This window comes from Escherichia sp. WS1152, from assembly GCF_046487665.1.
Lineage (GTDB): Bacteria > Pseudomonadota > Gammaproteobacteria > Enterobacterales > Enterobacteriaceae > Escherichia > Escherichia coli.
On record NZ_JBJQJA010000002.1, the window covers coordinates 398,245 to 413,578 of the forward strand.

18 protein-coding genes are annotated in these 15,334 nt (G+C 54.7%); 16 read left to right on the forward strand and 2 right to left on the reverse strand.

Features of this window, described 5'->3' with window-relative positions; genetic code table 11:
- The first annotated feature begins 96 nt into the window (after positions 1-96).
- Entirely contained in the window at positions 97-1,743 is a 1,647-nt protein-coding gene (mqo, locus tag ACJHW7_RS05745) for a malate dehydrogenase (quinone) (RefSeq protein ID WP_021556992.1), read from the forward strand.
- A gap of 375 nt (positions 1,744-2,118) precedes the next feature.
- Here the strand turns inward: mqo and eco are convergent, their stop codons facing one another.
- Both eco and ACJHW7_RS05755 read right to left on the reverse strand, forming a co-directional pair.
- Complete coding sequence (eco, locus tag ACJHW7_RS05750) at positions 2,119-2,607, reverse strand: serine protease inhibitor ecotin (RefSeq protein ID WP_000849214.1); 489 nt, start codon at positions 2,605-2,607, stop codon at positions 2,119-2,121.
- A 133-nt stretch (positions 2,608-2,740) separates the two neighbouring features.
- Positions 2,741-2,905: a hypothetical protein gene (locus ACJHW7_RS05755; RefSeq protein ID WP_021556991.1), complete on the reverse strand. Its 165-nt coding sequence runs from the start codon at positions 2,903-2,905 to the stop codon at positions 2,741-2,743.
- Between the two features lie 108 nt (positions 2,906-3,013).
- Here ACJHW7_RS05755 and napF point away from each other — a divergent pair, with 108 nt between their 5' ends.
- Genes napF through ccmH form a run of 15 tightly spaced genes read left to right on the forward strand, consistent with a single transcriptional unit; the run spans position 3,014 to position 15,153 of the window.
- A complete protein-coding gene (napF, locus tag ACJHW7_RS05760) occupies positions 3,014-3,508 on the forward strand; it encodes a ferredoxin-type protein NapF (RefSeq protein WP_000686723.1) in 495 nt (164 codons plus the stop codon).
- Entirely contained in the window at positions 3,498-3,761 is a 264-nt protein-coding gene (gene napD, locus ACJHW7_RS05765; RefSeq protein WP_000557378.1) for a chaperone NapD, read from the forward strand. Before napF ends, napD begins: the two co-directional genes overlap by 11 nt.
- Positions 3,758-6,244 carry a periplasmic nitrate reductase subunit alpha gene (gene napA, locus ACJHW7_RS05770; RefSeq protein ID WP_000778067.1) on the forward strand — a complete coding sequence of 829 codons (2,487 nt, stop codon included), beginning with the start codon at positions 3,758-3,760 and terminating at the stop codon, positions 6,242-6,244. Before napD ends, napA begins: the two co-directional genes overlap by 4 nt.
- A 6-nt stretch (positions 6,245-6,250) precedes the next feature.
- Positions 6,251-6,946, forward strand: coding sequence for a ferredoxin-type protein NapG (gene napG, locus ACJHW7_RS05775; RefSeq protein ID WP_000091291.1), 696 nt, complete (start codon positions 6,251-6,253; stop codon positions 6,944-6,946).
- On the forward strand, positions 6,933-7,796 hold the full coding sequence (napH, locus tag ACJHW7_RS05780; protein WP_000013513.1) for a quinol dehydrogenase ferredoxin subunit NapH: 864 nt from the start codon (positions 6,933-6,935) through the stop codon (positions 7,794-7,796). The genes napG and napH overlap by 14 nt, the downstream gene beginning before the upstream one ends.
- A complete protein-coding gene (napB, locus tag ACJHW7_RS05785) occupies positions 7,793-8,242 on the forward strand; it encodes a nitrate reductase cytochrome c-type subunit (RefSeq protein ID WP_000835174.1) in 450 nt (149 codons plus the stop codon). Before napH ends, napB begins: the two co-directional genes overlap by 4 nt.
- Positions 8,243-8,251: 9 nt before the next feature.
- Positions 8,252-8,854: a cytochrome c-type protein NapC gene (gene napC / locus ACJHW7_RS05790; protein ID WP_000528376.1), complete on the forward strand. Its 603-nt coding sequence runs from the start codon at positions 8,252-8,254 to the stop codon at positions 8,852-8,854.
- Between the two features lie 12 nt (positions 8,855-8,866).
- Positions 8,867-9,490: a cytochrome c biogenesis heme-transporting ATPase CcmA gene (gene ccmA / locus ACJHW7_RS05795; RefSeq protein WP_000525587.1), complete on the forward strand. Its 624-nt coding sequence runs from the start codon at positions 8,867-8,869 to the stop codon at positions 9,488-9,490.
- A complete protein-coding gene (gene ccmB / locus ACJHW7_RS05800) occupies positions 9,487-10,149 on the forward strand; it encodes a heme exporter protein CcmB (RefSeq protein ID WP_000971730.1) in 663 nt (220 codons plus the stop codon). The genes ccmA and ccmB overlap by 4 nt, the downstream gene beginning before the upstream one ends.
- 41 nt (positions 10,150-10,190) lie before the next feature.
- A complete protein-coding gene (gene ccmC / locus ACJHW7_RS05805) occupies positions 10,191-10,928 on the forward strand; it encodes a heme exporter protein CcmC (RefSeq protein ID WP_001295447.1) in 738 nt (245 codons plus the stop codon).
- A complete protein-coding gene (gene ccmD, locus ACJHW7_RS05810) occupies positions 10,925-11,134 on the forward strand; it encodes a heme exporter protein CcmD (protein ID WP_000186540.1) in 210 nt (69 codons plus the stop codon). The genes ccmC and ccmD overlap by 4 nt, the downstream gene beginning before the upstream one ends.
- Positions 11,131-11,610, forward strand: a complete 480-nt coding sequence (gene ccmE, locus ACJHW7_RS05815) for a cytochrome c maturation protein CcmE (protein WP_021556990.1) — start codon at positions 11,131-11,133, stop codon at positions 11,608-11,610. The genes ccmD and ccmE overlap by 4 nt, the downstream gene beginning before the upstream one ends.
- Positions 11,607-13,550 (forward strand): cytochrome c-type biogenesis heme lyase CcmF, encoded by a 1,944-nt coding sequence (gene ccmF / locus ACJHW7_RS05820; protein ID WP_000982453.1) that lies wholly within the window; start codon positions 11,607-11,609, stop codon positions 13,548-13,550. Before ccmE ends, ccmF begins: the two co-directional genes overlap by 4 nt.
- The gene (gene dsbE / locus ACJHW7_RS05825) at positions 13,547-14,104 is read left to right on the forward strand and encodes a thiol:disulfide interchange protein DsbE (RefSeq protein WP_000824439.1); all 558 of its coding nucleotides are present in this window, start codon (positions 13,547-13,549) and stop codon (positions 14,102-14,104) included. Before ccmF ends, dsbE begins: the two co-directional genes overlap by 4 nt.
- Entirely contained in the window at positions 14,101-15,153 is a 1,053-nt protein-coding gene (gene ccmH / locus ACJHW7_RS05830; protein ID WP_001211554.1) for a cytochrome c-type biogenesis thiol:disulfide oxidoreductase CcmH, read from the forward strand. Before dsbE ends, ccmH begins: the two co-directional genes overlap by 4 nt.
- Positions 15,154-15,334: the final 181 nt, after the last annotated feature.

Below are 15,334 nucleotides of genomic sequence, written 5' to 3' on the forward strand. Positions count from 1 at the left end.
TATAAACATTATTTAAATGTTGTTACTTAAGTGTTACCGTTGATGCCGCGCAAATCTCACCTGCAATAAAGCGACTAAAAGTAAGGCATTAACAAGATGAAAAAAGTGACTGCCATGCTCTTCTCGATGGCCGTGGGGCTTAATGCCGTTTCGATGGCGGCAAAAGCGAAAGCGTCCGAGGAGCAGGAAACTGATGTACTGTTGATTGGCGGCGGCATTATGAGCGCCACGTTGGGGACCTATTTACGCGAGCTGGAGCCTGAATGGTCGATGACCATGGTGGAGCGCCTGGAGGGGGTCGCGCAGGAGAGTTCGAACGGCTGGAATAACGCCGGAACCGGGCATTCTGCACTGATGGAACTGAACTACACCCCGCAAAACGCCGATGGCAGCATCAGTATTGAAAAAGCAGTCGCCATTAACGAAGCATTTCAGATTTCCCGCCAGTTCTGGGCGCACCAGGTCGAGCGCGGCGTGCTGCGTACTCCGCGTTCATTTATCAATACCGTTCCGCATATGAGCTTTGTCTGGGGCGAGGATAACGTCAATTTCCTGCGCGCCCGTTACGCCGCGTTGCAACAAAGCTCGCTGTTTCGCGGTATGCGTTACTCTGAAGATCACGCGCAGATCAAAGAGTGGGCACCGTTAGTGATGGAAGGGCGCGATCCGCAACAGAAAGTAGCGGCAACACGCACAGAAATTGGCACTGATGTGAACTATGGCGAGATCACCCGCCAGTTAATTGCTTCTTTGCAGAAGAAATCTAACTTCTCGCTGCAACTCAGCAGCGAAGTCCGCGCCCTAAAGCGTAATGACGATAACACCTGGAGCGTTACCGTTGCCGATCTAAAAAATGGCACTGCACAGAACATTCGTGCCAAATTTGTCTTTATCGGCGCGGGCGGTGCGGCACTGAAGCTGTTACAGGAATCGGGGATTCCGGAAGCGAAAGACTACGCCGGTTTCCCGGTGGGCGGTCAGTTCCTTGTTTCGGAAAACCCGGACGTGGTTAATCACCATCTGGCGAAGGTTTACGGTAAAGCATCCGTTGGCGCACCACCGATGTCGGTTCCGCATATCGATACCCGCGTTCTGGACGGTAAACGCGTAGTGCTGTTTGGGCCATTTGCCACCTTCTCAACCAAATTCCTCAAAAACGGTTCATTGTGGGATCTGATGAGTTCCACCACCACCTCTAACGTGATGCCGATGATGCACGTCGGGCTGGATAATTTCGATCTGGTGAAATATCTGGTGAGTCAGGTGATGTTGAGTGAAGAGGATCGTTTTGAAGCGTTGAAAGAGTACTATCCGCAAGCGAAAAAAGAGGACTGGCGTTTGTGGCAAGCGGGGCAGCGTGTGCAGATTATCAAGCGTGATGCCGATAAAGGTGGTGTACTGCGTCTGGGTACTGAAGTGGTCAGTGACCAGCAAGGAACCATTGCCGCGCTCCTGGGGGCATCGCCAGGGGCGTCAACCGCCGCGCCGATTATGTTGAATCTGCTGGAAAAAGTATTTGGCGATCGCGTTTCCAGCCCGCAATGGCAGGCTACGTTGAAAGCGATCGTTCCATCTTATGGACGCAAGCTGAATGGTGATGTAGCGGCAACAGAACGCGAGTTGCAGTACACCAGCGAAGTGCTGGGCCTGAAATACGACAAGCCGCAAGCAGCAGATAGTACGCCGAAACCGCAGCTGAAATCGCAACCCGTTCAAAAAGAAGTGGCGGATATTGCGTTGTAATGATGTGCCACATCCGGCATGGTATGCCGGATGTGGCGTATGCTGATAAGACGCGCCAGCGTCGCATCAGGCAACCGGCTTGGGTGTTAGATGTCGGATGCGGCGTAACCGACTTATTCGACCTACGGAGTGGAGCACTTCACAGCGGTGTAGGCCTGATAAGACGCGTCAGCGTCGCATCAGGCAACCGGCTCGGACGTTGGATGTCGGATGCGGCGTAACCGCCTTATCCGACCTATGGGGTGGAGCACTTCACAGCGGTGTAGGCCTGATAAGACGCGCCAGCGTCGCATCAGGCAACCGGCTCGGGCGTTAGATGTCGGATGCGGTGTAACCGCCTTATCCAACCTATGGGGTGCCGCACTTCACGGCAGTTTAGCGAACTACCGCGTTGTCAATTTTCTCTTCCGCCTTCCAGACGCGGTACTTCACATCTACATTGTCTGGCGTATACACCACGATCGGCAGCTTGCTGTTGTAACGCAGCATTCCAGCATCGCCCAGATACGCGGTGACAAATTTCTTCTCTTTCTTGCCATCCGGGCAGGCCATCATCGTGGAAACCGGCGAGCTAACTTTATCAAAGACATAATAATCATAGCCCCAGCCTTCCAGCGTTTTGCTTTCCAGCTTCCCGCCGAGACGATGCAAATTGCAATCGACTTCCAGCGTCTGACCGATTAACAGTTCTACTTTCAGGGTAGATTCATCTTCTTGCGGGGTTAACTGAATCACCTGACGCTTCATGCCTTTTTCAGCTTGTGGATAAGGCGCGATTTTTTCCAGTGGCTGGACGCTCTCTGCCGCCCAGGCGGAAGTGGTGGCGAAAGCGGCAAACAATACTGCAGGTAGAATGGTCTTCATTTTTTGCTTTCCTTCTTCATTTATAGGTTTGCACCGATGATGTCGCTGAAGGTTAACATATTCATCAGATTTATTAATTTGCTTTATGAATAACTTAAAGAACATTCAGACAATTTTACCTGCTCTTTTAGTGTTAAATTCTGGCGAGAGAACAAGCCAGCAGAAATATCTCTGGTGAATTAATCGCTATATAAATATGTTTATAACCATTTGAAATGTGAGCGAAAGCCCGTTTTTGCCACGCTTCCCGCCACTCTTTTGATCCTGCTACAGGTTTTACCCCGATCGGGGTATGCATCTTTGACACATCCTTTAATATCTTAGCGGCTATAAAAATGGCTTATTAATTATGCGGTTTATTTGGTCGCTCTCAATTTTCAGAGCGCGTTAATGATGGAAGGTCAATGTGAAGATTGATGCATCCCGTCGGGGCATACTCACTGGTCGCTGGCGCAAAGCCAGTAACGGTATCCGTCCGCCCTGGTCCGGTGATGAATCTCATTTTCTGACCCATTGCACCCGCTGCGATGCCTGTATTAATGCTTGTGAAAACAACATTCTGCAACGCGGCGCGGGCGGCTATCCGAGCGTTAATTTCAAAAACAACGAGTGCAGCTTCTGTTACGCCTGCGCGCAGGCTTGCCCCGAATCGCTATTTTCTCCGCGCCACACCAGGGCCTGGGATTTGCAGTTCACCATTGGGGACGCGTGCCTGGCGTATCAGTCAGTTGAATGCCGCCGCTGTCAGGATAGCTGTGAGCCAATGGCAATTATCTTTCGCCCGACGCTCTCCGGGATCTACCAGCCGCAACTTAATAGCCAACTTTGCAACGGATGTGGAGCATGTGCAGCCAGCTGTCCGGTATCAGCCATAACTGCGGAGTATCTCCATGCACACTAACTGGCAAGTTTGCAGCCTGGTCGTGCAGGCCAAAAGCGAACGAATTTCAGACATCAGCACCCAACTGAACGCCTTTCCCGGCTGTGAAGTTGCTGTCAGCGACGCGCCGAGCGGTCAGTTGATTGTGGTGGTGGAAGCAGAAGACAGCGAAACGCTGATCCAAACCATTGAGTCAGTACGCAACGTAGAGGGCGTGCTGGCGGTGTCGCTGGTTTATCACCAGCAGGAAGAGCAAGGTGAGGAAACACCATGAAACTCAGTCGTCGTAGCTTTATGAAAGCTAACGCCGTTGCGGCCGCTGCGGCGGCTGCCGGTCTCAGCGTGCCGGGCGTTGCCCGCGCCGTTGTTGGTCAGCAGGAAGCCATTAAATGGGATAAAGCGCCGTGCCGTTTCTGCGGTACTGGTTGCGGCGTTCTGGTCGGAACGCAGCAGGGGCGTGTGGTGGCCTGTCAGGGCGACCCGGACGCACCGGTTAACCGTGGCCTGAACTGCATTAAGGGCTATTTCCTGCCCAAGATCATGTACGGTAAAGACCGTTTGACGCAGCCGCTGCTGCGTATGAAAAACGGTAAATATGACAAAGAAGGCGAATTTACCCCAATCACCTGGGATCAGGCCTTCGATGTGATGGAAGAGAAATTCAAAACCGCCCTGAAAGAAAAAGGGCCGGAATCGATCGGTATGTTCGGTTCTGGTCAGTGGACTATCTGGGAAGGTTATGCCGCGTCCAAACTGTTTAAAGCGGGCTTCCGTTCGAACAACATCGACCCGAACGCGCGTCACTGTATGGCGTCGGCAGTAGTTGGCTTTATGCGTACCTTTGGTATGGATGAGCCGATGGGCTGCTATGACGACATCGAGCAGGCTGACGCGTTTGTGCTGTGGGGCGCAAACATGGCGGAAATGCACCCGATCCTCTGGTCGCGCATCACTAACCGTCGTCTCTCTAACCAGAACGTCACCGTGGCGGTGCTTTCTACCTACCAGCATCGTAGCTTCGAGCTGGCGGATAACGGCATCATCTTTACGCCGCAATCTGACCTGGTGATCCTGAACTACATCGCCAACTATATCATTCAAAACAATGCGATAAATCAGGACTTCTTTAGCAAACACGTTAACCTGCGCAAAGGTGCGACGGACATCGGCTACGGTTTACGTCCGACCCATCCGCTGGAAAAAGCAGCGAAGAATCCGGGTTCTGATGCTTCCGAACCGATGAGCTTTGAAGATTACAAAGCCTTCGTTGCTGAGTATACGCTGGAAAAAACCGCTGAAATGACCGGCGTGCCGAAAGACCAGTTAGAACAACTGGCGCAGCTGTATGCCGATCCGAACAAGAAAGTCATCTCCTACTGGACGATGGGCTTCAACCAGCATACCCGTGGTGTATGGGCCAACAACCTGGTCTACAACCTGCACCTGCTGACCGGCAAAATTTCCCAGCCGGGTTGCGGTCCGTTCTCCCTGACCGGGCAGCCTTCTGCGTGTGGTACTGCGCGTGAAGTGGGCACCTTTGCTCACCGTCTGCCTGCGGACATGGTGGTGACTAACGAGAAACATCGTGATATCTGCGAGAAGAAGTGGAATATCCCGAGTGGCACCATTCCGGCAAAAATCGGTCTGCACGCGGTGGCACAAGACCGTGCGCTGAAAGACGGCAAGCTGAATGTTTACTGGACCATGTGTACCAACAACATGCAGGCCGGGCCGAACATCAATGAAGAGCGTATGCCGGGCTGGCGCGATCCGCGCAACTTCATCATCGTCTCCGATCCGTATCCGACAGTCAGTGCGCTGGCCGCCGACTTGATCCTGCCGACCGCAATGTGGGTAGAAAAAGAGGGCGCTTACGGTAACGCCGAACGCCGTACTCAGTTCTGGCGTCAGCAAGTACAGGCACCTGGTGAAGCGAAATCGGATCTCTGGCAGTTAGTTCAGTTCTCCCGTCGCTTCAAAACCGAAGAAGTATGGCCGGAAGAGCTGCTGGCGAAGAAACCGGAACTGCGTGGCAAAACGTTGTACGAGGTTCTGTATGCCACCCCGGAAGTGAGCAAATTCCCGGTATCCGAACTGGCGGAAGATCAGCTGAACGATGAATCCCGCGAGCTGGGCTTCTATCTGCAAAAAGGGCTGTTCGAAGAGTACGCATGGTTTGGTCGTGGTCACGGTCACGATCTGGCACCGTTCGATGACTACCATAAAGCGCGCGGTCTGCGCTGGCCGGTGGTGAACGGTAAAGAAACTCAGTGGCGTTACAGCGAAGGTAACGACCCGTACGTGAAAGCGGGCGAAGGCTACAAGTTCTACGGTAAACCGGATGGCAAAGCGGTGATCTTCGCACTGCCGTTCGAACCAGCGGCGGAAGCACCGGATGAAGAGTACGACCTGTGGCTCTCTACCGGACGCGTCCTGGAGCACTGGCACACCGGCAGTATGACTCGCCGTGTACCGGAACTGCACCGCGCCTTCCCGGAAGCGGTCCTGTTTATTCACCCGCTGGATGCGAAAGCGCGCGATCTGCGTCGTGGCGACAAAGTGAAAGTGGTTTCTCGCCGTGGCGAAGTGATCTCGATTGTCGAAACGCGCGGTCGTAACCGTCCGCCGCAGGGCCTGGTGTACATGCCGTTCTTCGACGCCGCACAGCTGGTTAACAAACTAACGCTGGACGCGACCGATCCGCTCTCGAAAGAGACGGACTTCAAGAAGTGCGCGGTCAAACTGGAGAAGGTGTAAGCCATTATGTCCCGGTCAGCGAAACCTCAAAATGGTCGCCGCCGCTTTCTGCGCGATGTTGTTCGCACAGCAGGCGGGCTGGCTGCCGTGGGTGTGGCGCTGGGGTTACAACAGCAAACCGCACGCGCATCTGGCGTGCGGTTGCGCCCGCCCGGAGCCATAAACGAGAACGCCTTTGCCAGTGCCTGTGTGCGTTGTGGTCAGTGTGTTCAGGCTTGCCCTTACGACACCTTAAAACTGGCGACGCTGGCCTCTGGTCTGTCGGCGGGCACGCCATATTTTGTCGCACGGGATATTCCTTGCGAAATGTGTGAGGACATTCCGTGCGCCAAAGTGTGCCCGAGCGGTGCGCTGGATCGTGAGATCGAATCGATCGACGACGCGCGGATGGGGCTGGCGGTGCTGGTAGACCAGGAAAACTGTCTCAACTTTCAGGGGCTGCGCTGCGATGTTTGTTATCGCGAATGCCCGAAAATTGATGAGGCCATCACCCTGGAGCTGGAGCGCAACACGCGTACCGGTAAGCACGCCCGCTTTCTGCCGACGGTTCACAGCGACGCCTGTACCGGCTGCGGTAAGTGCGAAAAAGTGTGCGTGCTGGAACAACCGGCAATCAAGGTGTTACCGCTGTCACTGGCGAAAGGGGAGTTAGGTCACCATTACCGCTTCGGCTGGCTGGAGGGGAACAATGGCAAATCGTAAACGTGACGCCGGGCGCGAGGCGCTGGAGAAAAAAGGCTGGTGGCGCAGTCACCGTTGGCTGGTGTTACGTCGCCTTTGTCAGTTCTTCGTGCTGGGGATGTTTTTGAGCGGTCCGTGGTTTGGTGTGTGGATCTTGCACGGCAACTACAGCAGTAGCCTGTTATTCGACACCGTTCCGCTGACCGATCCGCTGATGACGCTGCAAAGTCTTGCCAGTGGTCATCTGCCTGCCACGGTGGCGTTGACCGGTGCGGTGATTATCACCGTGCTCTACGCCCTGGCGGGAAAGCGATTATTTTGCAGCTGGGTCTGCCCGCTGAACCCGATTACCGACTTAGCGAACTGGTTACGCAGGCGCTTTGACCTCAATCAGTCTGCGACGATCCCTCGCCACATTCGCTACGTGCTGTTGGTGGTCATTCTGGTGGGATCAGCCTTAACCGGCACGCTCATCTGGGAATGGATCAACCCCGTTTCCCTGATGGGGCGTAGCCTGGTAATGGGCTTCGGCAGCGGCGCGCTGCTTATTCTCGCGCTGTTTTTATTTGATCTACTGGTCGTTGAACACGGCTGGTGCGGGCACATTTGTCCGGTTGGCGCGCTTTATGGCGTGCTGGGTAGCAAAGGTGTGATTACCGTTGCGGCCAGCGATCGGCAGAAATGTAACCGCTGTATGGATTGTTTTCATGTTTGCCCGGAACCGCATGTGCTACGTGCCCCGGTGCTGGATGAACAAAGCCCGGTGCAGGTCACCAGCCGCGATTGCATGACGTGCGGTCGCTGCGTGGATGTCTGTTCTGAGGATGTATTTACAATAACTACACGATGGAGTTCGGGAGCGAAATCATGAAAAGCCATGACCTGAAGAAAGCGCTGTGTCAATGGACGGCGATGCTGGCCCTGGTGGTAAGCGGCGCGGTTTGGGCGGCTAATGGCGTCGATTTTAGCCAGTCGCCGGAAGTATCCGGGACGCAGGAAGGGGCCATTCGGATGCCAAAAGAGCAGGATCGGATGCCGCTGAACTATGTGAATCAGCCGCCAATGATCCCGCATAGCGTTGAAGGTTATCAGGTAACGACCAATACCAACCGCTGCTTGCAGTGCCACGGTGTCGAAAGCTATCGCACCACTGGCGCGCCGCGTATCAGTCCTACTCACTTTATGGACAGCGACGGCAAAGTGGGCGCGGAAGTGGCTCCGCGTCGTTATTTCTGTCTGCAATGTCACGTACCGCAGGCCGATACCGCGCCAATCGTGGGGAATACCTTTACCCCATCAAAAGGTTACGGGAAATAAGAGGTTATTATGGGAAATTCTGACCGTAAGCCTGGTCTGATTAAGCGCCTGTGGAAATGGTGGCGTACCCCCAGCCGTCTGGCGCTGGGGACGCTGCTGTTGATCGGTTTTGTCGGCGGCATCGTCTTCTGGGGCGGCTTTAACACCGGGATGGAAAAAGCCAATACCGAAGAGTTCTGCATTAGCTGCCACGAAATGCGTAACACGGTGTATCAGGAATACATGGATTCCGTGCACTACAACAACCGTAGCGGCGTCCGTGCGACCTGTCCGGATTGTCACGTTCCGCACGAGTTTGTGCCGAAGATGATACGCAAGCTCAAAGCAAGTAAAGAGCTGTATGGTAAAATTTTTGGCGTTATTGACACGCCGCAGAAATTTGAAGCTCATCGTCTGACGATGGCACAGAATGAGTGGCGGCGCATGAAGGACAATAACTCGCAGGAGTGCCGTAACTGTCACAACTTCGAGTATATGGATACAACCGCCCAGAAATCGGTTGCCGCGAAGATGCATGACCAGGCGGTGAAAGATGGGCAAACCTGTATTGATTGCCATAAAGGGATAGCGCACAAGCTGCCCGATATGCGTGAAGTCGAGCCAGGTTTTTAACAAGGTTATTGCGTGGGTATGCTTGAAGCCAGAGAGTTACTTTGTGAGCGGGATGAACGAACCTTATTTAGTGGCTTGTCATTTACGCTGAACGCAGGAGAGTGGGTACAAATCACCGGTAGCAACGGCGCGGGGAAGACAACGCTTCTCCGTTTGCTGACGGGGTTGTCTCGCCCTGACGCAGGCGAGGTTCTCTGGCAAGGGCAGCCCTTGCATCAGGTACGTGACAGCTACCATCAAAACCTGTTATGGATAGGCCATCAGCCGGGGATCAAAACCCGGCTGACGGCGTTAGAAAATCTGCACTTTTATCATCGCGATGGCGATACCGCACAATGTCTGGAAGCCCTGGCGCAGGCCGGGCTTGCCGGATTCGAAGATATTCCGGTAAATCAACTTTCTGCCGGGCAACAACGCCGCGTCGCTTTAGCGCGTCTGTGGCTGACCCGTGCCACGTTATGGATCCTCGACGAGCCTTTTACCGCGATTGACGTCAACGGCGTCGATCGTCTGACCCAGCGTATGGCGCAGCATACGGAGCAGGGGGGGATTGTGATTCTGACTACCCACCAGCCGCTCAACGTTGCTGAAAGTAAAATTCGCCGCATTTCACTGACGCAAACGAGGGCTGCATGATGTTCTGGCGCATTTTCCGTCTTGAGCTGCGCGTAGCGTTTCGCCATAGCGCCGAAATCGCCAACCCGCTGTGGTTCTTCCTGATTGTAATTACCCTTTTTCCGCTCAGTATCGGTCCGGAGCCGCAACTGCTGGCGCGTATTGCACCGGGCATTATCTGGGTTGCTGCGCTGCTTTCATCCTTGCTGGCGCTGGAACGACTGTTCCGTGACGATTTGCAGGACGGCAGTCTTGAACAATTGATGTTGTTGCCGTTACCCTTGCCCGCCGTTGTGCTGGCGAAGGTGATGGCGCACTGGATGGTAACCGGTCTGCCGTTACTCATCCTTTCGCCACTGGTAGCAATGCTACTGGGAATGGATGTTTATGGCTGGCAAGTGATGGCGCTGACGCTGCTGCTGGGAACGCCTACGCTTGGCTTTCTCGGTGCACCGGGCGTGGCGCTGACAGTGGGACTTAAGCGCGGTGGTGTGCTGCTCAGCATACTGGTGTTACCGCTGACTATCCCATTACTCATCTTTGCCACCGCCGCGATGGACGCGGCTTCTATGCATTTGCCCGTTGACGGGTATCTGGCAATTTTAGGCGCGTTGCTGGCAGGCACCGCGACATTAAGTCCTTTTGCGACGGCGGCAGCGTTACGAATCAGCATTCAATAACGCTGGATTACTGATTTTTGTTCGAGTCTGGTATCGAAACTATGTGGAAAACACTGCATCAACTGGCGATCCCACCACGGCTGTATCAAATCTGTGGCTGGTTTATACCGTGGCTGGCAATTGCCAGTGTGGTCGTGCTTACCGTTGGCTGGATCTGGGGATTCGGCTTTGCTCCGGCTGATTATCAGCAGGGAAATAGCTACCGCATTATCTACTTGCATGTACCTGCGGCGATCTGGTCGATGGGCATTTATGCATCAATGGCGGTGGCAGCGTTTATTGGCCTTGTCTGGCAGATGAAAATGGCCAACCTGGCGGTGGCGGCGATGGCCCCCATTGGTGCCGTGTTTACCTTTATTGCCCTGGTTACCGGCTCTGCATGGGGAAAACCGATGTGGGGCACCTGGTGGGTATGGGATGCACGTCTGACTTCTGAACTGGTGCTGCTGTTTCTGTATGTTGGTGTCATTGCCCTGTGGCACGCCTTCGATGACCGCCGTCTGGCGGGCCGTGCGGCAGGTATCCTGGTGCTGATTGGCGTGGTGAATCTGCCGATTATTCATTACTCCGTGGAGTGGTGGAACACCCTGCATCAGGGATCAACGCGGATGCAGCAAAGTATCGATCCGGCGATGCGTTCGCCGCTGCGCTGGTCGATTTTTGGCTTCCTGCTCCTGTCTGCCACGCTGACGCTGATGCGGATGCGGAATTTGATTTTGCTGATGGAAAAACGCCGTCCGTGGGTGAGTGAACTGATACTGAAAAGAGGCCGTAAATGACCCCTGCATTTGCTTCCTGGAATGAATTTTTCGCAATGGGCGGTTACGCCTTTTTTGTCTGGCTGGCGGTGGTGATGACCGTTATTCCGCTGGTGGTTTTGGTCGTGCACTCGGTGATGCAACATCGCGCAATTCTGCGTGGCGTGGCGCAACAGCGGGCGCGTGAGGCGCGTTTACGTGCTGCGCAACAGCAGGAGGCTGCATGAATATTCGCCGTAAAAACCGCTTGTGGATTGTCTGTGCCGTGTTGGCAGGGCTGGCGCTGACTATCGGTCTGGTGCTATATGCGCTGCGCTCGAATATCGATCTCTTTTATACGCCGGGGGAAATTCTCTACGGCAAGCGTGAAACTCAGCAAATGCCGGAAGTCGGTCAGCGTCTGCGCGTTGGCGGGATGGTGATGCCGGGTAGTGTGCAGCGCGATCCCAATTCGCTGAAAGTGACCTTCACCATTTACGACGCTGAAGGCTCAGTGGATGTCTCTTACGAAGGCATTTTGCCGGATCTGTTCCGTGAAGGGCAGGGCGTTGTGGTGCAGGGCGAGCTGGAAAAAGGCAATCATATCCTCGCGAAAGAAGTGCTGGCGAAACACGACGAAAACTACACGCCGCCAGAAGTTGAGAAAGCGATGGAAGCTAACCACCGTCGCCCGGCGAGTGTTTATAAGGACCCAGCATCATGATGCCGGAAATTGGTAACGGGCTGCTGTGCCTGGCGTTAGGGATTGCGCTGCTGCTGTCCGTGTATCCGCTATGGGGCGTGGCGCGCGGAGATGCGCGCATGATGGCGTCTTCCCGCTTGTTTGCCTGGCTGCTGTTTATGTCTGTGGCTGGCGCATTTCTGGTGCTGGTCAATGCTTTCGTGGTCAACGACTTTACCGTCACCTATGTTGCCAGCAACTCCAATACCCAGCTTCCGGTGTGGTATCGCGTGGCGGCTACCTGGGGCGCACATGAAGGCTCACTGCTGCTGTGGGTGCTGCTGATGAGCGGCTGGACCTTTGCGGTGGCGATTTTTAGTCAGCGTATTCCGCTGGATATTGTGGCCCGCGTACTGGCGATAATGGGGATGGTCAGTGTCGGCTTTTTGCTGTTCATTCTCTTTACTTCTAACCCGTTCTCACGCACGTTGCCGAATTTCCCGATTGAAGGTCGCGATCTTAACCCGCTATTGCAGGATCCGGGGCTGATCTTCCATCCGCCTCTGCTTTATATGGGGTACGTGGGTTTCTCGGTGGCGTTTGCTTTTGCCATTGCTTCTTTGCTGAGCGGGCGTCTGGACAGCACTTATGCGCGTTTTACTCGTCCGTGGACGCTGGCAGCGTGGATCTTCCTGACGCTCGGCATCGTGCTCGGTTCCGCATGGGCCTATTACGAACTCGGCTGGGGTGGCTGGTGGTTCTGGGATCCGGTAGAAAACGCCTCGTTTATGCCGTGGCTGGTGGGGACTGCGCTGATGCACTCGCTGGCGGTGACTGAACAGCGTGCCAGCTTCAAAGCGTGGACATTACTGCTGGCAATCAGTGCCTTCTCGTTGTGTCTGTTGGGGACTTTCCTCGTGCGTTCCGGCGTGCTGGTATCGGTACACGCGTTTGCGTCTGATCCGGCGCGCGGTATGTTTATCCTCGCCTTTATGGTGCTGGTGATTGGCGGTTCGCTGCTGCTGTTTGCCGCGCGTGGACACAAAGTTCGCTCACGCGTAAACAATGCGCTGTGGTCGCGGGAATCTCTGCTGTTAGCGAACAACGTTTTGCTGGTCGCCGCGATGCTGGTGGTGTTGCTGGGGACGCTGCTGCCGCTGGTGCACAAGCAACTGGGACTGGGCAGTATTTCGATTGGCGAACCGTTCTTCAACACCATGTTTACCTGGCTGATGGTGCCGTTTGCGCTACTGCTGGGTGTCGGTCCTCTGGTGCGCTGGGGGCGCGATCGCCCACGTAAAATCCGCAATTTATTGATTATCGCCTTCATCTCTACGCTGGTGCTGTCTCTGCTGTTGCCGTGGCTGTTCGAAAGCAAAGTGGTGGCGATGACGGTGCTCGGCCTGGCAATGGCCTGCTGGATTGCGGTGCTGGCAATTGCGGAAGCTGCGCTACGTATTTCACGCGGCACGAAAACCACCTTCAGTTATTGGGGGATGGTGGCGGCTCACCTGGGGCTGGCAGTGACAATTGTTGGCATTGCCTTTAGCCAGAACTATAGCGTTGAGCGTGATGTGCGCATGAAGTCCGGCGATAGCGTCGATATTCATGAATATCGCTTCACCTTCCGTGATGTCAAAGAGGTGACTGGCCCGAACTGGCGTGGCGGTGTGGCGACTATCGGCGTAACGCGAGAGGGTAAACCGGAAACGGTGCTGTATGCGGAAAAACGTTATTACAACACTGCCGGGTCGATGATGACCGAAGCGGCAATTGACGGCGGCATCACGCGTGACCTGTACGCGGCCCTCGGTGAAGAGCTGGAAAACGGCGCGTGGGCCGTGCGTCTTTACTACAAACCATTTGTTCGCTGGATTTGGGCGGGCGGGCTGATGATGGCGTTGGGCGGACTGCTGTGTCTGTTTGATCCTCGCTATCGTAAGCGCGTGAGCCCGCAAAAAACTGCGCCGGAGGCTGTATGAAGCGCAAAGTATTGTTAATTCCGTTGATTATCTTCCTGGCGATTGCCGCGGCGCTGCTGTGGCAGCTGGCGCGTAATGCCGAAGGGGATGATCCGACCAATCTGGAATCGGCGCTCATTGGCAAGCCAGTGCCGAAGTTTCGTCTCGAATCACTGGACAATCCGGGGCAGTTTTATCAGGCGGATGTGCTGACTCAGGGCAAACCAGTGCTGCTTAACGTCTGGGCGACCTGGTGTCCGACCTGCCGTGCGGAACATCAATATCTGAATCAGCTTTCTGCGCAGGGCATCCGCGTGGTCGGCATGAACTATAAAGACGATCGCCAGAAGGCAATCAGCTGGCTGAAAGAACTGGGCAATCCTTACGCGCTAAGCCTGTTTGATGGCGACGGCATGTTAGGGCTGGATCTCGGTGTCTATGGCGCGCCAGAAACGTTTCTTATTGACGGCAACGGCATCATTCGCTATCGCCATGCGGGCGATCTCAATCCTCGCGTCTGGGAAGAAGAGATCAAGCCGCTGTGGGAGAAATACAGTAAGGAGGCCGCACAATGAGGTTTTTATTGGGCGTGCTGATGCTGATGATCTCCGGCTCAGCGCTGGCGACCATCGATGTGTTGCAGTTTAAAGATGAAGCACAGGAACAACAGTTCCGTCAGCTCACTGAAGAACTGCGTTGCCCGAAATGCCAGAACAACAGCATTGCCGATTCCAACTCGATGATTGCCACCGACCTGCGCCAGAAAGTGTATGAACTGATGCAGGAAGGTAAAAGTAAGAAAGAGATTGTCGATTATATGGTGGCGCGTTACGGCAACTTCGTCACTTACGATCCGCCGTTAACGCCGCTGACCGTGCTGCTGTGGGTGCTGCCAGTAGTGGCTATTGGCATTGGCGGTTGGGTCATTTACGCCCGCTCGCGGCGTCGGGTACGCGTGGTGCTGGAAGCGTTTCCTGAACAAAGCGTGCCGGAAGGTAAGCGTGCCGGATATGTTGTTTATCTGCCGGGTATTGTGGTGGCGTTAATTGTGGCTGGCGTCAGCTACTACCAGACTGGCAATTATCAGCAGGTGAAAATCTGGCAGCAGGCCACGGCACAGGCTCCGGCGTTGCTGGACAGGGCGCTGGATCCGAAAGCCGATCCGCTCAACGAAGAAGAGATGTCGCGCCTTGCGCTGGGGATGCGTACTCAACTGCAAAAAAATCCGGGAGATATAGAAGGTTGGATTATGTTGGGTCGCGTTGGCATGGCGCTGGGTAACGCCAGTATCGCCACCGATGCATACGCTACTGCGTATCGCCTCGATCCGAAAAACAGCGATGCCGCACTGGGTTATGCTGAAGCGTTGACACGTTCATCTGATCCCAACGACAACCGCCTCGGCGGCGAACTGCTGCGCCAGTTGGTGAGAACGGACCATAGCAATATTCGTGTGTTAAGCATGTATGCGTTTAATGCCTTTGAGCAGCAGCGATTTGGCGAAGCCGTTGCCGCGTGGGAGATGATGTTGAAACTCTTACCTGCCAACGATACTCGCCGTGCGGTGATTGAACGTAGTATCGCGCAGGCGATGCAACATTTGTCGCCGCAGGAGAGTAAATAAAAAGAGGCCCGATGGTGATTCCATCAGGCCAGACTGATGACAAAGTGCGCTTAGTTTATGCCGGATGCGGCGTGAACGCCTTATCCGGCCTACACAATCGTGTGAATTCAATAAATTGATCGATCCGCGTAGGCCTGATAAGCGTAGCGCATCAGGCAGTTTTGCGTTTGTCATAAATCTC